Source organism: Lacinutrix sp. C3R15 (assembly GCF_018860825.1).
In the GTDB taxonomy this organism is placed as follows: Bacteria; Bacteroidota; Bacteroidia; order Flavobacteriales; family Flavobacteriaceae; genus Oceanihabitans.
On record NZ_JAHKPZ010000038.1, the window covers coordinates 78030 to 98825 of the forward strand.

Genomic DNA, 20796 nt, shown 5'->3' on the forward strand with positions numbered 1-20796 from the left:
TAACATAACATTTGCATTCATGAAAAATTTAAAATTCTGGCTTACAACACTGTGTTTAACAGTACTTTTAACTGTAGAGGCTCAAGAAAAAAAGAAATTCAAAGTCCACACTGTAGGATTTTACAATCTAGAAAACTTATTTGACACTATTAATGACAAAACGAAGTTTGATGAAAGAAGTCCTATAATGGAAATGAAAACCAAACGATCTGAAGTTTACCTTCAGAAAGTTAAAAATATGGCACATGTAATTTCTGAAGTAGGTAAAGACGTAACACATAACTCTCCTGTTTTATTAGGAGTTAGTGAGGTTGAAAACAGAGAGGTTCTAGAAGATATAGTAAATGATTCTTCATTAATTCATCAAGATTATGGTATTGTGCATTACAATTCACCTGATGTAAGAAGTATTGATGTTGCTTTATTATACCAGAAGAAATTTTTTACCCCTTTATCTACAAGTAGTCATGAATTAAAGATTTTTGATGATAGCTCAAACGAAAGAATTTACACTAGAGACCAACTATTAGTTAGTGGTAAATTAGAAGGAGAAATGATTCATGTAATTGTTAACCACTGGCCTTCAAGAAGTGGTGGAGAAGCTAAAAGTAGACCAAAACGTGTTGCTGCAGCTAAACTAACAAAGAGACTATTAGATTCTTTACAATCTATAGATCCTTACGCAAAGGTTTTTATTATGGGAGATTTAAATGACGACCCAACCAATGCCAGTGTAAAAGATGTTTTAAAAGCACAAAGTAAAAAAGAAAAGGTTGGCTTAAAAGGGCTTTATAACCCATATACCAACATGTATAAAAAAGAAGGATTAGGTACTACAGCATATAGAGATGCTTGGAGTTTATTTGATCAAATTATGGTAACCCAACCACTACTTGAAAAAGACTATTCTTCTTTTAGATTGTATAAAGCAGGTATTTTTAACAAAAACTATTTAGTAAACAAACATGGTAGATATAAAGGATACCCAAAGCGTAGTTTTGCGGATGGCGGATTTACAAATGGTTATAGTGATCATTTTCCTGTATACACCTATCTAATTAAAGAAATTAGCGAATAATACTTAAAGCTTATTCTATTTATTTTTATATTGAACGGAAGATAATACGCTTTTGTTCAAAAAAGAAAAAACAAATACATATCTAGTGCGTAAATCACTAAATAACAGTAATAAAAAAGGCTTCCTTACACGGAAGCCTTTTTATTATAATACCATTTAAATAGAGACAGATAATCTTTGTATAACAACTAAAAACTCTTTCTCTTATAATGTATATAGTGTTAACAACAAATTATTTTAACCTAACCAAACACTCCAAGGTATTCTAGACAAAACCAATAATAAGGCTATAGTGTAAAATATAGCAATGGTTTTATGTTTTGGCTTTGAGGTTAGTTTCTTTTTGTGTTTAGAATATCCTATAGTAATAAAAGTTACTGCAAGAACACCAACAAAAGGATGTTCTACAGCAAGAAGTCTTGCAAAAGAAGACAAGCCTCCCATACCATTATTAACAATGTTTTGTACACCATTTGGTGAGGTAAAATACAACACCAAACCTATTAATAATTGAATATGCGAAACGATAAGCGTAAACAATGCTATTCTAAAATCTTTAGCTTCATACTCTTTATCACTAAACGTTTTAATTAAGCTATTTACTACTGCTAGTATTAAAATAATAAGGACTAAATAAGCCCAATAAGAGTGAAGGTTTTTTACAATACTGTACATATAATTTATGTTTAATTAGTTTAAAAACAAAGGTAGCAATAATTAGGTATAAAAAAACCTCTTCAAATAAATGAAGAGGTTTTTAAATAAATAAATTTCAAAAATTAGAATTTGTATCTAATTCCAAAGTTCCAAGTTCTTCCGTTTCCAAAGTACACTTGGTTGCTTTGATTAATACCTAAGTAAGTAGCATCTCCAGCTTCTGCTTGAATTGCTGTACTAGATTGAGAGAAATACTCTTCATCTAATAAGTTGTTAATATTAAATCTAAAGTTTACAGAGTTAGACTTGTCTTTTCCTACTAACATTTTGTAAGATAATCCCATGTCCATTAAACCATAACTTGGTAATTCTAAGTTTTCTTTAATTGCTCCAACATCCGCGTATAATTTATCGTAATGTCTGTAATCTGCATCGATTGAAAATCTTTCAACGATTTCAAAATCTGCTCCTAAACCAAAAGTTGTTTGTGCAGCACCACCAACTTCACCACCATCTACATCTTCCATTTCAACAGATAATGTTTCTAGGTTTTCATTTCTTGTTGTTGTTTGTGCATCACCTACATACTCCCAGTTACCAACAGAAGCAAAACCTTTGATTCTTAAAGAATTAATTGGTTTAACTTGTAATTGTAATTCAGCACCAGTGTGTAATTGCTCAACACCTTCATTGGTTCTGTAAAACAACTCATTAGTATCTCCGTCTGTATAAGATGAAGACTCTACACGATCTTTCCAGTTTGTTCTATATACATCTAATGCTGCAGAGAATACAGATGATGTGTATGAGTAACCAACTTCTAAACCTAATATTTTTTCGTTTTCTGTTAGTGGATTAACCTCATTAGTATAGTTTAAGTAAATATTATCGTGGTAAGGTTGACGTGAGTAGTACCCTCCATTAACATATATTTTACTGTTTTCACCAATAGAATAGCTACCACCAGCTTTAATATTAAACCCAGTATTATTTACTGTTTCAGATTCTTCATCTGCTTCTACATAGTTAAATCTATCCCATCTTACGTGGCTTTGTGTAGAAACGGCACCTTGAAAAAAGGCAGAAAAATTATTTTTAGCATACTCTAATTGACCAAATACTCCTGCATAGTTAATACGCTCATCATAATCATAATCAATTCTCTCATCCTCATCTGCATAGTTAAATACTGTAGACCAAGGATTAATACTGTTAGTAGAAGAAACAATATAGCTATCTGGATACTGCGCACTAGTTTGTCCTTCTTCAATACCGTTAAGACCTAATAAGTCTACTATTTGTCTGAAGTGAGTACCTTTGTACGTACGTAAATCTGCACCAAAGTTTAAGCTTAAATTATCTGATAATTGATTTTCGTAGTTAGATACTAAACCGTACCATGCGTGGTTGTTCATAGAAGCACGAATTGCAGTTCCTACATAAGGACCACTTCCGTTTCCAATACCACCTGCTACTTCTTCATTAGCAGCTATTGTAGCATCCCAATCAACAAGACCGTCTTCTGTTGATGCAGTGTAAGCTCCGTAACCACCAGTTCCTCCTCCACGTCCCCATGAAGCATAAACTACAGTTGATAAGCTTGATTTTTCATTGATTGTCCAATCCCAGTTTAAGTTAGCTACTGGTTTGTGGTAAAAGTTAGTTCTTAAACTTAAGTACTCACCATTGCGGTACCCATAGTTATAGTTATATTTTTTACCATGTTCTAAATAGTCAGAGATGCTTTTTCTATAGTTTTGGTCATGTTGTTGTGGCGCACCTGTAACTAAAAAGTTTAAGCTGTGCTTATCATTTACTTTATAACCAAAAGAGATAAAATATGTTTGTCCTTCTCCTTTCGTTCCAAAGTTATACCCATCACCTTGCCAGTGAGATAACATAACTGTTGCACCAAATCCTTTATCATTTGTTCCTGTGCTATAACCAGCAGCAGTTTTTAAGTAGTTGTTGTATCCTGTAGAAACAGCAGCAAAACCACCTTCTCTTTTCTCTGTACTTTTAGTTACGAAGTTTACCGTACCACCAACAGAAGAAATAGCTAATTTAGAAGAACCTAAACCTCTTTGTATTTGTACTGCATTAGCAATATCAGAAATACCAGACCAGTTAGACCAGTACATTTTACCGTCTTCCATACCATTAATTGGCTGTCCGTTTAATAAGAAAGCAGTGTTATCTTGGTCAAAACCACGAACACGCATGTTTGTATCTCCAAAACCTCCAGCTTGACCAGATACGTATACAGATGGTGTATTTACCAAAGTAGCGGTAACATCTTGCGTTCCTATTTTTTGTTGAATTTCTGCAGCTTTAATAGTAGAAACAGCAACAGGTGTTTTTCTGTCTTCTGCTAAATCAATAACTCCAGACCCCATAACAACAACTTCTTCTAATGAGTTATCACTAGCTAAAGTAATGCTACCTAAGTTGGTGTTACCATTAAATTTTAGTGTTACTGGTGTGTAACCTACATATGAAATAACAACCTCTCCCGAGTTTGCTTGCGTTGTAATTGTAAAATTACCATCAAAATCTGACGACGCACCATTTGCAGTTCCTTTTTCTATAATGTTCGCTGCCGGAAGTGGCGCGTTCATTTCGGCATCAATAATAGTACCTGTAACCGTACTTTGTGCCATTGCTCCTGTAGTAACAAAAGCTACTACTAAAAATAAAAATCTTGAAATTTTTTTCATTTTATTAAATAAGATTGGTTTAATTTTTTGGCAAAATTACATCTAATTAATGGTTTAACATTAACTTAATGTTAACATTTTTTTTAAAGCCTTAATTTAATAAAATCTAGTAAAGTATTTATTCTTAAGCAGAAAAAGCTATAAACAATCTTTTTAACAATTATTTTGTTAAATTTTTATAATGCTTTAATAAATTTAAAGTAGAAGAGTCGTGATTGGCAAAACTATCGTTTTCAAATTCTTTTAATATTTTTCCTGCAAGTTGCTTACCAAGCTCTACACCAAACTGGTCATAACTAAATATATTCCAGATTACTCCTTGTACAAATATCTTATGTTCATACATAGCAATAAGTTTTCCTAAACTTTCTGGTGATAGTTTATTTACAAAAATAGTATTGGTTGGTTTATTTCCTGCAAAAACTTTAAAAGGCACAAGTGTTGCTTCTGCTCCTTCTGCTATTACCTGGTTTGTATCTTTTCCGTTTAAAAGCGCTTCTGTTTGTGCAAAGAAGTTAGACATGAGTTTGTCTTGATGTTCTTTATTACCATGCAAAGATTCTGCAAAACCTATAAAATCTGCTGGTATTAATTTTGTACCTTGATGTATTAGCTGAAAAAAGGCATGTTGTGCATTGGTTCCTGGTTCTCCCCAAATAATAGTACCTGTTTGGTAGCTTACTGGTTTACCGTTTCTGTCTACACTTTTTCCATTGCTTTCCATAATACCTTGCTGTAAGTATGTAGCAAATTGGTTTAAATACTGTGAATACGGAATGACAGCTTCACTTTCTGCTTTAAAAAAGTTATTATACCAAACACTAATTAATGCTAACACAACAGGAATATTACTTTTAAAATCTTCATTTTTAAAATGGGTATCCATTTTGTTTGCTCCTAGAAGTAGTTTTTCAAAGTTTTCATTTCCTACTGCTAAGCTAATAGTTAAGCCAACAGCACTCCAAAGAGAAAAACGCCCTCCTACCCAGTTCCACATTGGGAAGATATTATTTGCATCTACACCAAAATCTTGCACCTTTTCAAGATTTGTAGAAACTGCTACAAAATGCTTAGCTATATCTTCTTGTTTTGCGCTTTTTAAAAACCATTTTTTTAAAGTAGTTGCATTAGATAAGGTTTCTTGAGTGGTAAATGTTTTAGAAACAATTACAAACAGTGTCGTTTCAGGATTTAGTTTTTTAATTACTTCATTTACATGGTCTCCATCTACATTACTAACAAAATGAGTGGTTAGCTGGTTTTTATAATATTGTAATGAATCTACTACCATGGCAGGACCAAGGTCTGAACCTCCAATACCAATATTTACAACATCTGTAAAGGTTTTGTTTGTGTATCCTTTTTTGTTTCCTGAAATAACGGCTTCAGAAAAATCTTTTATTTTTTGTTTTACCGAAAATATTTCGGGCATTACATTAACACCTTCTACCTTAACATCTGCTTCTTTTGGTGCTCTTAATGAGGTATGTAGCACTTCTCTTTTTTCGGTTTCGTTTATAACTTCACCCGAAAAATAAGCTTGCATGGCTTCTTTTAACTGTACCTCATCTGCTAATTGCAATAAAAGTTTAAATGTTTCTTCTGTGATTCGGTTTTTTGAAAAATCTACATAAAAATCTTCCCATGAAATGGTAAACTTTTCTGCTCTTTTTGCATCTTGAGCAAATAAATTTTTCATTTCAACATCTTGCACTTTATTAAAATGTGCTTCAAGGTTTTTCCAAGCTTTAGTACTTGTTGGGTCAATTTTTGGTATAGCCATAGTCTAGTGGTTGTCTTATGAAATTAAATTAGTATCTATTACTTCTTCTAACGGTTCTGCTTTATACTGAATATTATCTAACTGCACTTTAAGAGGTTTGATAAATTCTAGATATTTTGATTTTAAGCTATCTGAAATAGGTTCTGCTTCTGGTAATTTTTCTTTAAAAGGATCTACTTCTTTTCCGTTTTTCCAGAAACGATAGCACACGTGAGGACCTCCTGTATTTCCAGTCATACCAATCCACCCAATAACATCTCCTTGTTTTACAAACTCTCCTTTTTTAACGTTTTGTGCTTTCATGTGCAGGTATTGCGTTTGGTAGGTAGCATTGTGTCTTATTTTTACAAATTTACCATTACCACCTCTTCTGGTAGACTCAATAACAGTTCCGTTTGCTGTTGCAAGAATTGGTGTACCAATAGGTGCTGCAAAATCGGTTCCTCTATGCGGACGAATTTTGTTACCATAATAAGCAATACGTCTTTTTAAGTTATAGCGAGATGAGATACGGCTAAACTGAACTGGTGCTTGTAAGAATGCACGACGTAAGTTTTTTGCCTCTTCATTAAAATAATCTTTAATTCCTTTTAAGCTATCGGTTTCAAATTGAAAAGCATAAAAAGGTTCTTTATTATGTTCAAAATAGGCTGCTTTAACCTCTGCTACACCAGCATAAATACTATCATCAATATATTTATCTGTATAAATTACTTTAAAACGATCTCCTTTTTGTAAACGTCTAAAATCTATAGTCCAAGGGTAAATTTCATCTGCTAATTTATAAGCTAAACGCACACTTACGTTTTGATTATCTAATGCTTCGGAAATATTAGAAGTAATTACACCTGCAACTTCTTTTTCAACAAACTTTATAGGTTTTTTGCTGGTGTATGCATGAATAGAGTCTTGAAAATTAATTACTACGTATTCTTCTTTATTAGGTTGATAGATAAAACATTTTGGCTTTTCAAGCGAATCCCCTTTGGTACATAAAAGTGTGTATGGTTTACCTACTTGTAGTTTTCTTATATCAAAAGTATCTTTTGCTACTTCAGCTATTTGAAAAATGTCTGGGTAACCAATATTATTTCGTTCTAATATTTGCCCAAAACTATCTCCTTTTTGAATAGTATCTCTTTTAACAACATAGTCGTCTAGATTAAAACCAAATTCTATGGTTTCTTCAGGTTCTACAATTGCTATTTCTTCTGAAATGATTTTTTTAGGTTCTTTTTTACAACTATACAATAAACTTATAGTTGCTAATGCTACTAGGCATTTTTTCCCCAATCTTTTAATTCTTGCTCGCTCCATAGTTCTGGAAAAAATATTCTTCTTTGGTATTTAGGATGCATGTATTTTACCCATTCACTTCCTCCTGTTGCTTCTGCTGTTTTACCATTAATATTAAGGTAATGGTTTGCGGTATTATAATGAGCCATAACCCATTTAATATTTACAGTGTGGTCATAATGACGCATGGCATCGATTAATTCTTGATCTTCTTTAACGTGATTTGGGAGCTCTTTAAATATGGTCCACAAATTATGTGTGTTATAGAATTGCGCAAATCTAAGAAATTCGTCTTTATATTTTTCTTCAAAAACTGTTAATAAATAGCTTTTTTCACCAGTTTTATAGTCTTTTCCTGCTGCCTGCCAGTATAAATGATCAAAAGCATGCTCATAAGAGGTGTTTCTATCTATGGTTTCTCTAAATCTATTATCAATAAGGTTTATAAGTTCTGTAGATGCAAATTCAATTTTACGGTATTGTGCACTTTGAAAACCACTTGCTGGTGTTAAGGTATTTCTAAACTTGTTGTATTGCTCGACATCCATACCGTCTTTCATTATGGTAAATGAAGAGGTAAGCATATCAAAATAACGACTGATACGCATAATTTTTTCGGTAAAGAATACTGCTTCTATATCTTCTTTTTTTGCTACTTGGTCTATTTCCCAAAGTATCATTTTAAACAACAACTCGTTAATTTGATGATACATGATAAACACCATTTCATCTGGTAAAACAGAGCGTTGTGTTTGCAAATCTAACAAAGCATCTGTTTGAATATAATCCCAATAATTTATAGGTTTACTGTATAGTAACCCTTGTAAATGCACATCTAAATCCTGGCCTATATTATCAAATTTTTCTTTAAGTTGGTTGGTTATATCTTTGTTCATTAATTTTCTGTAATAATATTAAAAGGGTGTTTTAAACCTTTAAAAGCATTTAAATCTGCTCTAAGAGAACCTACTGCAAGATCTGCCTTTATACGTAAAGGTACTTTATTTTTGTCTTTTGAAACCCAAAGTGTTAAACTTTCTTCTTCTTTAAAGACACGTCCTGCCATAACATATGGTCTAAATTTTACTGTTTTTACTTTACCAAATTCTGTTTCAATAATTTCTTCTCCTAGATACTTTAATTTAAAGCCGTAGTTTTCTTCATCAAAAAACATATCGGTTTGAATTTCGTCTCCATATTTTAAGCTTGCAATTTCAATTTTATTTCTTAAATAATAATACATAGAGACCATGTCTTGTACATTTGGTTTTGTATCTACTACAATTTTTTTCTTTTTCTTTTTGTTGTGTACATGCGCTTTATTATTGGCTTGATCAAAGTCTATTTCTATGTCTTTGGTATGGCCTCCTTCATCTATATTTCTAATAAACTTATAAGGTAACAAGGTGGTTTTATCAAAGTAGCTTTCATACCTATCTTTTACCTTAAAAAACCATTTAATTGCTCCTGTTGTCCAGCCCTTACCTACTACGTGATATACTGGTTTGTTTTCAATAGAGCTATCTTTAACGGTTAGCGTAGCGTTACCTGCTTTAAAGAAGCCACTATAACTCATTTCAAACCGAAACCACTCTCCTTCCTGAAAAGCACTTTCTTGCTGCGCAAACGCATTACTTACTGCTAAGACTGTTATTAATATAAATAGTATATTTTTCATAGTTAGTTGTAATTGAATCTGTAACTTTTAATCTTAAGAAATATTGTTAAGTTTTAATAATTACAATTACTATTCCAAAAGTATAAAACAAAAAAAACTCTAAGCGTAAATTGTTAGAGTTTTTAATGTACTGCATGTTAAATAATTGTTATAGTGTACCTCTTTTTGCCTGTTCTCTTTCAATAGACTCAAAAAGGGCTTTAAAATTTCCTGCTCCAAAACCTTTAGCTCCCATTCTTTGAATAATTTCAAAAAACAAGGTTGGCCTGTCTTCTACTGGTTTGGTAAATATTTGTAACAAATAGCCTTCTTCATCTGCATCAATCATGATACCTAAGCCTTTTAGCTTTTCAATATCTTCACGTAACTCATGGCTAAATTCTTCTAATCTTCCAGGTACTGCTTTATAATATTCTTCTGGTGGTGTAGATAAAAACTCTACTCCGTTTGCTCTTAATTGCGAAACGGTTTTAATAATATCATCTGTAGCAACTGCAATATGTTGTACTCCTGCTCCTTCGTAAAAATCTAAATACTCTTCAATTTGCGAGCGTTTTTTACCTTCTGCTGGCTCGTTGATTGGAAATTTAATTCTTCCGTTTCCGTTAGACATTACTTTACTCATTAATGCCGAGTATTCTGTATGAATTTGTTTGTCATCAAAAGATAAAAAGTTTTCAAACCCCATTACATCTTCGTACCATTTTACCCAAACATCCATTTGGTTCCAGCCTACATTACCAACCATATGGTCTATGTATTTTAAACCTGCTGTTGGCGGATTGTAATCGGATTCCCATTTTTGGAAACCTGGCAGAAAAGCACCCTTATAGTTTTTACGTTCTACAAACATATGCACGGTTTCTCCGTAGGTATAGATTCCTGCTCTTACTACTTCACCATGTTCGTCTTTTTCAACGGTTGGCTCCATATAAGATTTTGCACCTCTGGAGGTTGTTTCTTTGTATGCTTGTCTTGCATCTTCTACCCAAAGCGCTACTATTTTTACACCATCACCATGTTTTACAATATGGTCATTAATTGGTGATTTACTATGCAAAGGTGTCGTTAGCATTAACTTGATTTTATCTTGTGTTAACACGTAACTTACCGAGTCGGTAGATCCTGTTTCTAAACCTTTGTAGGCGTGCGATTGAAAACCAAATGCAGTTTTATAAAAGTGTGCTGCTTGCTTTGCGTTACCAACGTAGAATTCTACATAATCTGTTCCTAAAAGCGGAAGGAAATCTTGTGCTCCTTCAAATATTTTTTCTAAACCGTAGTTTACTGATTTTATTTCTTTTGCCATCTTTAGATGATTTTAATGTTTGTTAAAGCTATTTGTTTGCAAAAATGCCTAGCCCTGATTGAGGCTTTGTTGGAGCTCCTTAAAAAGAGCGACTGCCGAAAGCAGGAAATAGCTTCTAATAATTAATAATTTAATGTTCTAACCAAGATCTTAGATACTCTTCGTCTGCAATTTTCATTGCTTCTTCGGTAACCATTAAAGGCTTAAATGTATCTACCATTACTGCTAGCTCATCGGTTTTTGTTTGCCCAATACTGCGCTCTGTAGCACCAGGATGCGGACCATGTGGTATTCCTGCTGGATGAAGAGAAATATGTCCTGCATCTATATCATTTCTGCTCATAAAATCGCCATCTACATAATATAAAACCTCATCACTATCTATATTACTATGGTTATAAGGTGCAGGAATAGAATCTGGATGGTAATCATACAATCTTGGTACAAAACTACAAACTACAAAAGCGTCTGTTTCAAAGGTTTGGTGTACTGGAGGCGGTTGATGAATACGACCTGTAATGGGCTCAAAATCATGAATAGAAAATGCGTACGGATAATTAAAGCCATCATAACCTACTACATCAAAAGGGTGTGTTGCGTAGACCATTTCAAAAATATCGTCTTGTTTTTTTACTTTAATGGTAAAATCTCCTTTTTCATTATAGGTTTCTAATTCTTGTGGCTGACGTAAATCACGTTCGCAAAAAGGAGCATGTTCTAGTAATTGCCCAAACCAGTTTCTATATCTTTTTGGTGTATAGATTGGTCTTCTAGACTCTACAATAAACAATCTGTTATCTTCTGTATCAAAATCTATTTTATAGATAATCCCTCTTGGCACCAAAAGATAATCTCCATATTTAAAATCTAGATTACCTAAATGTGTGCGTAGTTTACCTGTACCTTTATGAATAAAAATAAGCTCGTCTGCATCTGTATTTTTATAAAAATAATCTTGTGTAGATTGTTTTGGTGCAGCAAGTATTATAGTACAATCACTATTGGTAAGTACTGCTTTTCTGCTTTCTAAATAATCGGTTTCTGGTTTTACTTGAAAACCTCTAAAACGATAGGATTGTATATGGTTTGCTTTTGCAATTTTTGGAGCAACACTGTATTGTTTTTTAATTTCTTTTACTTGTGTTGGTCTTTGCTCGTGGTAAGAGTTTGTAGACATACCATCAAAACCAATGGTACCAAATAATTGTTCGGCATACAAACTACCATCTGGTTTTCTAAATTGCGTGTGTCTTTTTGGTGGAATTTTTCCTAATTTATGATAAAACGGCATTCTTTTAAAATTTAAAGTTATTAAATACTTCTTTTAAAACGGAATAAAATAATGCACCATCATTCTGGATTTCTTTTAAGCAGAAATTTTAAAAAAATTAATATGTCTTGCCAAAATGGTTTCATGTATTACAAATATCGTGAAAATTTCTGAGATTTTTTTTTAAAACCAAAAACCTACATTAAAAAACCACATACCTTCTTTGGTTTCTGGAGACCAAGAATATTTTGCTTCTACAGGACCAAAAAAAGTATCTAAGCCATAACCTACTGCATAGCCAGAATAATCTGGAGAGCTAAACCACTCACCAGAATCAAAAAGGCCATCACCTATATTGGCGTAGTTTGCTGCAAAATTAACATGGTTCTTTTTATAAAACTCGTAGTCTAAATCAATAACTCCTTTTACATAACTATTTCCTACTAAGGATAGGAAATCATACCCATAAAAAGATTTAAAATTATTAATAAAAGTATTACCATAACCACCTATTACAAAATCTAGGGTTCTGTTTTTGTTTTCTCCTATTTTAAACCCTCCTTCTGTACTTAAATTTACTGTAAATTTTTCACTAAAACTTTTAGCATAGCCTATTGTTGCTTTACCAATAGAAAACTCTGTAAAGTCATTATTAAAATCTGACGAATACAAATAGAGGTGAAAATCACTATCAAAATAAACACCATCATTTGGAAAATATTTATTATCAAAAGTATCTAGTTTTAATTTTCCGAAAAGACTTAAATAACTACTATTATCAAAAGCGGTTTCTTCTTGATTTGCATCGGTAAGTATCGTTTCGGTTTTAATTTTTAAGTGTTTATGTTCTGCTCCTAATGTTAATGAAAAATCTTTTCTAAATAAGGTTTGCAAATAAAGCTGGTTTGTAAAATCATTAAGCTTAACATCTACTTGATTCACATTAATTGTTAATAATTGATCTGGCGTTAAAATAGTTTCTGCAGATACATTTTGTTGAAATTGATTGTATCTAGAATGCACACCAACACTCCAATAAAAACCTTTATCTATATAATAATCAAAATTATACCTAATATTATCACCTACTATAAAATCTAAAGAAGCAACATCATTATTAAAGAGTATTTTTTTTTGAGTTACATTAAGCAAAACACCACTTTTATATAAATCATCATAATGAATACCTAATTTAAGTAACGTATTTAATTTACTTTCTCTTAAATTAATATGTAAAAGATACCCTTGTTCTGTTATAGATGGAGTAAGACTAAAACTTATGTTTTCAAAATTATTGGTTGCTGCAAGATTATTTACACCTTCTTGAAAGGTATTATAGCTTATTTTTTCACCAGGCTTAAGTTTTAATTTACCTAAAACATAAGCTCTTGTATATTTCTCTAAATCATTAATAACAACACCAGTAATTTGCAAACTATCTACAGCTTGTATTCGTGGAAGCTGTTTTTTCTTCATTTTTTGTTTTGCAGCAATTTCTTTTAATGCATCTATATGCTGGTTTGTTGCTGCTGTGCCATTATCAATAATAATCCTACCTTCATCAAAAGAAACTACATTAAAATCGGTTATATCTGGCTTTATATAAATATCTGTTTTTACAGACTTGGTTTTTAAATCATTAATGGTTCTATAATTATTTATTTGAAGTAATATTTTGGTTGCAGATTGCAAATCGTCTCTTGTTTTTAAGTCATCTTGAACATCTACACCTATAATAAGATCTACACCTTTAGCTTTTAACTCGTCTAACGGATAATTATTAACAACACCACCATCTATTAAAACCTTATCACCAATTCTTACTGGCTGAAATAAGGACGGAAAAGCACCACTTGCCAAAACAGTTTGAGACAGATTCCCTTTTTCTAAATACACAGCTTCTCCTGTTTCAACATCTGTTGCTACGCAAAAAAACGGAATTGGCAGTTTACTAAAATCATCTATATCACTTACGTGTAAGGTTAATTTGGTTAACAGACTTAGTATGTTTTGCCCTCTTGATAACCCTCTTGGTAATTTGACTTTAAAATTTTTAAAAGGAAGACTTACGGCATATTTTTCTGAATTATCACGCTCATAAAACGTTTTTGCTTTTCGCGGAAGATTATCACCAATAAGATCATCAAAATCTACAGATTTAATAATAGAGTCTATTTCTTTACCAGAGTAACCTGAGGCATACATAGAACCTATAATTGCGCCCATACTAGTTCCTGCTATGTAATCTACACGAATTCCTAAACTATCAATAACCTTAAGCACACCAATATGTGCAAAACCTTTGGCGCCTCCTCCACTTAATACTAATCCTACTTTTAGGTCTTCTTGCTCTTGATTTTGAGCCAGACTAAAAAGACTAACAAAAAGAGCCACTACAATTAGTATGTTTTTCATTTAGTATGGTAATAATTATATATTTTTTCTGCTCTGGATACTCCTACAACATTTTCTAACTCATCTAACTTAGCATTAGAAATTCGTTTAACAGATTTAAATTTTTTTAGTAATTCTACAATGGTTTTTTCTCCAATACCAGGAATACTTTCTAGCTCTGTATTTAACGCTGTTTTACTTCTTCTATTTCTGTGGTGTTCTATACCAAAACGATGCGCTTCATTACGCAAATGCTGTATAATTTTAAGCGTTTCGCTTTTTTTATCTAAATATAACGGAATTGGATCTTCTGGGTAAAACAATTCTTCTAAACGTTTCGCTATTCCGATAATTGCAATTTTTCCTCTTAAATTTAAGGCATCTAAGCTTTTTAATGCTGAAGAAAGTTGCCCTTTTCCTCCATCTATAATAATAAGCTGTGGTAATGGTTGATTTTCTTCTACTAAACGCTTGTAACGTCTATACACCACTTCTTCCATAGATGCAAAATCATCTGGACCTTCTACTGTTTTTATATTAAAATGCCTGTAATCTTTTTTGCTTGGTTTTCCGTTTTTAAAAACCACACAAGCAGCAACAGGATGGGTTCCTTGAATGTTTGAATTATCAAAACATTCAATATGTCTTGGGGCTTCACTTAAACGTAAATCTGCCTTCATTTGTGCCATGATCCTTTTTACATGTCTGTCTGGATCTGTTATTTTCACCTGCTTAAAGCGTTCCATTCTAAAATACTTGGCATTTCTAATAGACAGGTCTAAAATGTGTTTTTTATCGCCTAATTGCGGAACCGTAATTTTAATATCCTCACCTACATTTACCTTAAAAGGTACATAAATTTCTTTAGAGTTAGAGTTGAATCGTTGTCTAATTTCTGTAATTGCTAACTCTAATAATTGCAGATCGGTTTCATCTAACTTTTTCTTAATCTCTAAGGTGTGTGAGCGTATAATAGAACCATAAGAAAGTTGCAAGAAATTTACATAACCAAAACTTTCATCACTAACAATACTAAACACATCTACATTGCTAATTTTGGGGTTTACAATGGTAGATTTTGCTTGGTAATTTTCAAGAACTTCTATTTTTTCTTTTATTTTTTGAGCTTCTTCAAACTGCATCTCTTCGGCAAATTGTTTCATTTGCTGTTTAAATTGCGATAGCGAGTCTTTAAAATTTCCTTTTAAAAGTTCTCGAATAGCAATAATATTTTCACGGTATGCTTGTTCGGTTTGTAAGCCTTCGCAGGCACCTTTACAGTTTCCTAAATGATACTCTAAGCATACTTTATATTTTCCAGAGTTAATTTTTTCTGGAGACAAATCATAATTACAAGTACGCAATGAATATAGGCCTTTTATTAAATCTAAAAGCGTAGAAACGGTTTTCATACTTGTGTATGGCCCAAAATATTCACTACCATCTTTAAACACTCTTCGGGTAGAAAACACTCTAGGAAAACGCTCTTTTTTTAAACAAATCCATGGGTAAGATTTGTCGTCTTTAAGCAAGACGTTATATCTAGGTTTGTTTTTTTTAATGAGGTTATTTTCAAGCAGCAAAGCATCGGTTTCTGTTTCTACAACAATATGTTTTACACTTGCTATTTTTTTTACTAGCACTCTAGTTTTACCACTATCATGTGTTTTTGTAAAATAGGAACCTACGCGTTTTTTTAAATTTTTTGCTTTTCCTACATAAATAAGCGTACCTTCTTCATCAAAGTATTGGTATACTCCTGGAGCATTTGGTAAGGTTTTAAGTTGTATTTTTAAAGCAGGTTCGCCCATGTTGTAAATGTACTTATTTTAATTTTTTTAAAGAAAAAACAGCATGCTTTTAATGTATATTTTTAATAAAAAAAGAAGCTTTTTTCAATTACTTAATTATTACATTGCGCCACATTTTGAAAAATAGTAAATGACTAAAAAAACAATAGGGAGAGTAGACAAAATAGACTTTCCGAAACTAGACTTATACAACATAGATGCTAAAATAGACACAGGAGCTTACACTTCTGCCATACACTGTTCGCAAATAATTGTAGATGGCAACCATTTAAAATGTACTTTTTATAGTAAAGGACATCCTAATTTTAGCGGAAAAGAAGTCACCTTTGAATCGTACACCAAAACAGATGTAAAAAGCAGCAATGGTTTTAGAGAAAACAGGTTTAAAGTAAAATCTGAAGTCGTTTTTTTTGGAAAAACATATAAGATTAACTTAACTTTAAGCACAAGAGAAGACATGAAGTTTCCAGTACTTATTGGTAGACAATTTTTAAAACAAAAATTTTTGGTTGATGTAGACCAAGAAAATATATCACACAATTTAAAAACATTATGAACATAGTTATTTTATCACGTAATGCAAATTTATACTCTACCAACAGATTGGTAGAAGAAGGCGAAAAACGTGGTCACCAGGTAGAGGTTATAGATCCTTTAAAGTGTGATATTATTATTGAGCAAGAAAAACCAACCATTTTCTACAAAGACAGATACCTAGATTATGTAGATGCCATTATACCACGTATTGGTGCATCTATAACTTTTTATGGTTGCGCTGTAGTTAGACAGTTTGAAATGATGAATGTTTTCACCATTGTTACTAGTGATGCTATACAAAGATCTAGAGATAAACTGCGTAGCTTACAACGTTTAAGCAAAGCAGGAATTGGTATGCCTAAAACAGTTTTTACCAATTACAGTAGAGATGTAGAAGAGGTTATTGATCATGTTGGTGGTGTTCCTGTAATTATAAAATTACTAGAAGGAACCCAAGGACTTGGAGTAGTTTTAGCCGAAACTAAAAATGCCGCAGAATCTGTTTTAGAAGCCTTTAACGGTTTAGAAGCCAGAGTAATTGTGCAAGAATTTATAGACGAAGCTAAAGGTGCAGATTTACGCGCTTTAATAGTAGATGGGCAAGTTGTTGGCGCTATGAAAAGACAAGGTAAAGAAGGAGAGTTTAGATCTAATTTACACAGAGGCGGAAGCGCAAACGTGATTAAACTTAGTGAACCTGAATTAAAACTAGCAATACAATCTGCTCGCGCATTAAAACTTCCTGTTTGCGGAGTAGACATGCTACAATCTAGTAGAGGTCCTTTAATTTTAGAAGTAAACTCTACTCCAGGATTAGAAGGTATTGAAGCTGCTACTGGAAAAAATATTGCTAAAAATATTATTACTTATATTGAGAGAAACAGACATTAGTAAATAGCTAGATAATTTATGACAAACCACAAAGAAGCAATTACCATTCTTGGAGAAACCATAGAACTTGGAGAAAGTAAAGAAATTTCTTTTGAGGTTGCTAAGCTACACACCTTTAACTCTGTTGAAGTTCCTGTGTTTATTGAACGCGCAAAAAAACCTGGACCTACGGTTTTATTAACTGCAGGAATTCATGGTGACGAGGTTAATGGTGTTGAAATTGTGCGAAAAATTATTGCAAAAGGTATTAATAAGCCTAAAAAAGGAACCATCGTTTGTATTCCTGTTTTAAACGTTTTTGGATTTATAAACCTTTCCAGAGAATTTCCAGATGGCAGGGATTTAAATCGTGTTTTTCCTGGTGCTTTAAAAGGCTCATTAGCAAGCAGAGTTGCCTACAAATTAATACATGAAATTGTACAAGAAGTAGACTTTGTTATGGATTTTCATACAGGAGGTTCCGGACGCTTTAATGCACCACAAATTAGAATTATTAAAGGAAGTAAAACCCTAGATCAATTAGCCATAAAATTTGGAGCGCCTTTTGTATTGTATTCTAAAAACCTAAACAAATCATTTAGAAACACCTGCCATAAACTAGGAAAACCAATACTGCTTTTTGAAGGTGGTAAATCTTTTCATATAGACAATAACGTTACTAATCATGGTGTAAATGGTATTAAGCGCGTGCTGCAAGGCCTAGACATGCTTTCTCCAAAATTTAAAGTATCTACACCTAAAACCAACTGTGTTTTTATAAACGAAAGCAAATGGATTAGAGCTAAATACTCTGGCATGTTTAAAGCTACAATACCTATAGGTAGCTTTGTAGAAAAAGGAGATTTTATTGGCAATATTACAGATCCTTACGGTAAGTTTAACCATTTTGTAAAAGCAGATAATGCTGGTTATATTATTAACGTAAACGAGTTACCAATTGTGTACCAAGGAGATGCACTGTTTCATATTTCTAAAAAGTTATTATGACAAAAACAGAACTACGAATAGCATACCGAATAAAACGCAGAAATGTAACAGAGGAGCAATTAGAAAACTATAGTTTACAAATTGCTAACCAGCTCTTGCAATTAGATATTTGGAACTTTTCTTTTTACCATCTTTTTTTAACCATTACAGAACAACACGAGGTAAATACAGACTATATTTTAAATATATTATCTGGAAAAGATAAAAACATAGTGCTTTCTAAAAGCGATTTTAAAACAGGACTGCTAAAGCATTTTTTACTTACAGATAATACCACAATTAAAAAAAACAAATACAACATACCTGAACCTGTAGACGGAATAGAAATTACAAACGATAAAATTGAAGTTGTTTTTGTACCTCTTTTAGCGTTTGATAAAAACGGAAATAGAGTAGGTTATGGCAAAGGGTTTTACGATACTTTTTTAGCTTCTTGCAAACCAGAAACTATAAAAATTGGACTTTCCTTTTTTGAAGCTGAAACGCGAATAATTTCAGATATTTTTGAAGGAGATATTGCTTTAGATTATTGTGTTACTCCTACTGAGATTTACAGGTTTTAATCTTTAGAAAAAGCTTTTTTATTAAACACAATAAGCATTATAAAACCTGCACTTATTGCCATATCTGCAACATTAAAAACAGGCTCAAAAAAAGTAAAATACTTGCCTCCATAAAATGGCAGCCACTCTGGTAAATACCCTTTCCATAACGGAAAATACAGCATATCTACCACTTTACCATGTAATAAACCATCATAACCACCTGTTTCTGGTAAAAAAGTTGCTACTTGATGATAACTATCACTAAACAACAAACCGTAAAAAGTAGAATCTATAATATTACCCAAAGCACCTGCAAAAATTAATGCAATAGCTAGAACAAGTACATTTGGACTTTCTTTTTTTATTGCTGTAACCAGCCAATAACCAATACCCATAATAGCAACAATTCTAAAAAGTGTAAGTGCTATTTTTCCTGTTCTATCGCTAATAAAAGAAACAAAATCGCTAATCTTAGTTCCCCAAGCCATACCATCATTTTCTATAAAATAAATTTTAAACCAAGTAAAAACCTCTACGCTTTCGCCAAGTAAAAAATGAGTTTTTATATATATTTTACTAATTTGATCTATTAGCAAAATGACAACAATAAGGATAATTGATTTTTTTAGTGACATAAATTTGTCTTCTTATTTCTATTTAATAGACTTTTACAAGCCTAATATTACAACCTCTTAATAAAATGCTTTTTAGCAAAAATAGAAATATTATTGACTTTTAGTTAGTGTTATATTTCCGTTTATGGTTTTAATTACAATTTGGTTTGCTCCAGTATCTATTTCTTCCTTTTTAATAGTACCGTTTTTAGAGGAAGCCACAATAGTAGCGTTGTTGGTTTGTAATGCTATATTACCACCTCTAGTATATATTTTAGCATCACCATAAAAAGCATTAAAAAAACAATTACCAGCAGCAGCATTAACACGCACTTTTTTATAATGTCCTTGTACAACAACCAAAGCGTTATAAGCGTTTAAAAACACTTGTAAGTTTTCTGGCACAACCAGAGTAATTTCAATAGAAATCACCTTATGCGCACTTAATTTATCATTAGCATCTTTAAAAAGCGGTTGCTTTCTTGCCGCTATATACAGGTTATTATTACTATTTTCTGTTACTATAACTACATTTTCATTATTTTCTCCTTCTACTCTTGAGCTTACCGTAATTTCAGAAACTGGTTTTGCTTCTACAGTAATTTTAAACACATTTTCCCCATTAATATTTATGGTTGAAATGTCTTTAGATAAAAATGTTTTCTCGCTTATGTTTTGCGCTTCTATAACCGAAGAAAAACAAAAAATAAATATGTAAAATAAGTTTTTCATTTTAGGAATACGCTTCGACTGTTTTTAGAAGCATAAAAATAAAAACGCTTCAAATAAATTGAAGCGTTTTTTATACTTGTATTGTAGGAAATTCCCATTTTATGGAAATATATTATTGCATGTTTTTAGCTTCAATGCTCAAAGTAGCATGAGGTACTAACTTTAAACGCTCTTTACTAATAAGCTTTTTAGTTACACGGCAAATACCATAGGTTTTGTTTTCAATTCTAATAAGAGCATTTTTTAAATCGCGAATAAACTTTTCTTGTCTAATAGCAAGTTGTGAATTTGATTCTTTACTCATCACAGCACTACCTTCATCAAAAGCTTTAAAGGTAGGCGAAGTATCTTCAGTACCATTATTATGGTTATTCATGTACGCACTTTTAATGAGTTCTAAATCATGCTTTGCTTTTTGAATTTTATCTTGAATTAACTCTTTAAACTCTGCTAAATCTTTATCCGAATATCTAACGTTTATGTCTGTTGCCATCGTT

Annotated in this window: 18 protein-coding genes; 5 read left to right on the forward strand and 13 right to left on the reverse strand. The window is 32.0% G+C overall.

Features of this window, described 5'->3' with window-relative positions:
* Nucleotides 1-19 precede the first annotated feature (19 nt).
* A complete protein-coding gene (locus tag KO494_RS15150; protein WP_215968461.1) occupies nucleotides 20-1078 on the forward strand; it encodes an endonuclease/exonuclease/phosphatase family protein in 1059 nt (352 codons plus the stop codon).
* A gap of 237 nt (nucleotides 1079-1315) precedes the next feature.
* Here the strand turns inward: KO494_RS15150 and KO494_RS15155 are convergent, their stop codons facing one another.
* The 10 genes from KO494_RS15155 to uvrC form a co-directional block, all read right to left on the reverse strand.
* Nucleotides 1316-1753, reverse strand: coding sequence for a hypothetical protein (locus KO494_RS15155; protein WP_215968462.1), 438 nt, complete (start codon nucleotides 1751-1753; stop codon nucleotides 1316-1318).
* A 104-nt stretch (nucleotides 1754-1857) separates the two neighbouring features.
* The gene (locus KO494_RS15160) at nucleotides 1858-4452 is read right to left on the reverse strand and encodes a carboxypeptidase-like regulatory domain-containing protein (RefSeq protein ID WP_215968463.1); all 2595 of its coding nucleotides are present in this window, start codon (nucleotides 4450-4452) and stop codon (nucleotides 1858-1860) included.
* Nucleotides 4453-4612: 160 nt separating this feature from the next.
* Nucleotides 4613-6235 carry a glucose-6-phosphate isomerase gene (gene pgi, locus KO494_RS15165; RefSeq protein ID WP_215968464.1) on the reverse strand — a complete coding sequence of 541 codons (1623 nt, stop codon included), beginning with the start codon at nucleotides 6233-6235 and terminating at the stop codon, nucleotides 4613-4615.
* Between the two features lie 15 nt (nucleotides 6236-6250).
* A complete protein-coding gene (locus KO494_RS15170) occupies nucleotides 6251-7552 on the reverse strand; it encodes a peptidoglycan DD-metalloendopeptidase family protein (RefSeq protein ID WP_215968465.1) in 1302 nt (433 codons plus the stop codon).
* Nucleotides 7510-8427 (reverse strand): tryptophan 2,3-dioxygenase family protein, encoded by a 918-nt coding sequence (locus KO494_RS15175; RefSeq protein ID WP_215968466.1) that lies wholly within the window; start codon nucleotides 8425-8427, stop codon nucleotides 7510-7512. The genes KO494_RS15170 and KO494_RS15175 overlap by 43 nt, the downstream gene beginning before the upstream one ends.
* Complete coding sequence (locus KO494_RS15180) at nucleotides 8427-9209, reverse strand: DUF3108 domain-containing protein (protein ID WP_215968467.1); 783 nt, start codon at nucleotides 9207-9209, stop codon at nucleotides 8427-8429. Before KO494_RS15180 ends, KO494_RS15175 begins: the two co-directional genes overlap by 1 nt.
* 148 nt (nucleotides 9210-9357) lie before the next feature.
* Entirely contained in the window at nucleotides 9358-10518 is a 1161-nt protein-coding gene (gene hppD / locus KO494_RS15185) for a 4-hydroxyphenylpyruvate dioxygenase (RefSeq protein ID WP_215968468.1), read from the reverse strand.
* A gap of 130 nt (nucleotides 10519-10648) precedes the next feature.
* Entirely contained in the window at nucleotides 10649-11809 is a 1161-nt protein-coding gene (locus KO494_RS15190; RefSeq protein ID WP_215968469.1) for a homogentisate 1,2-dioxygenase, read from the reverse strand.
* Between the two features lie 162 nt (nucleotides 11810-11971).
* Complete coding sequence (locus KO494_RS15195; protein WP_215968470.1) at nucleotides 11972-14203, reverse strand: patatin-like phospholipase family protein; 2232 nt, start codon at nucleotides 14201-14203, stop codon at nucleotides 11972-11974.
* Entirely contained in the window at nucleotides 14200-15993 is a 1794-nt protein-coding gene (uvrC, locus tag KO494_RS15200) for an excinuclease ABC subunit UvrC (RefSeq protein ID WP_215968471.1), read from the reverse strand. The genes KO494_RS15195 and uvrC overlap by 4 nt, the downstream gene beginning before the upstream one ends.
* Before the next feature lie 130 nt (nucleotides 15994-16123).
* Here uvrC and KO494_RS15205 point away from each other — a divergent pair, with 130 nt between their 5' ends.
* The 4 genes from KO494_RS15205 to KO494_RS15220 are packed head-to-tail and all read left to right on the forward strand — an operon-like array spanning nucleotide 16124 to nucleotide 18971.
* Nucleotides 16124-16549, forward strand: a complete 426-nt coding sequence (locus KO494_RS15205; protein ID WP_215968472.1) for a RimK/LysX family protein — start codon at nucleotides 16124-16126, stop codon at nucleotides 16547-16549.
* The gene (rimK, locus tag KO494_RS15210; RefSeq protein WP_215968473.1) at nucleotides 16546-17421 is read left to right on the forward strand and encodes a 30S ribosomal protein S6--L-glutamate ligase; all 876 of its coding nucleotides are present in this window, start codon (nucleotides 16546-16548) and stop codon (nucleotides 17419-17421) included. Before KO494_RS15205 ends, rimK begins: the two co-directional genes overlap by 4 nt.
* An 18-nt stretch (nucleotides 17422-17439) precedes the next feature.
* Nucleotides 17440-18408, forward strand: coding sequence for a succinylglutamate desuccinylase/aspartoacylase family protein (locus KO494_RS15215; protein ID WP_215968474.1), 969 nt, complete (start codon nucleotides 17440-17442; stop codon nucleotides 18406-18408).
* Nucleotides 18405-18971 carry a 5-formyltetrahydrofolate cyclo-ligase gene (locus tag KO494_RS15220; RefSeq protein ID WP_215968475.1) on the forward strand — a complete coding sequence of 189 codons (567 nt, stop codon included), beginning with the start codon at nucleotides 18405-18407 and terminating at the stop codon, nucleotides 18969-18971. Before KO494_RS15215 ends, KO494_RS15220 begins: the two co-directional genes overlap by 4 nt.
* Here KO494_RS15220 and KO494_RS15225 read toward each other — a convergent pair.
* The 3 genes from KO494_RS15225 to KO494_RS15235 all read right to left on the reverse strand — a co-directional run bounded on the left by KO494_RS15225 (nucleotide 18968) and on the right by KO494_RS15235 (nucleotide 20792).
* Nucleotides 18968-19588, reverse strand: a complete 621-nt coding sequence (locus KO494_RS15225) for a lipoprotein signal peptidase (protein WP_215968476.1) — start codon at nucleotides 19586-19588, stop codon at nucleotides 18968-18970. The two genes, KO494_RS15220 and KO494_RS15225, sit on opposite strands and share 4 nt — an antisense overlap.
* Before the next feature lie 90 nt (nucleotides 19589-19678).
* On the reverse strand, nucleotides 19679-20299 hold the full coding sequence (locus tag KO494_RS15230) for a hypothetical protein (RefSeq protein ID WP_215968477.1): 621 nt from the start codon (nucleotides 20297-20299) through the stop codon (nucleotides 19679-19681).
* 112 nt (nucleotides 20300-20411) lie between these two features.
* The gene (locus KO494_RS15235) at nucleotides 20412-20792 is read right to left on the reverse strand and encodes a TraR/DksA C4-type zinc finger protein (RefSeq protein ID WP_215968478.1); all 381 of its coding nucleotides are present in this window, start codon (nucleotides 20790-20792) and stop codon (nucleotides 20412-20414) included.
* Between the last annotated feature and the right edge of the window lie 4 nt (nucleotides 20793-20796).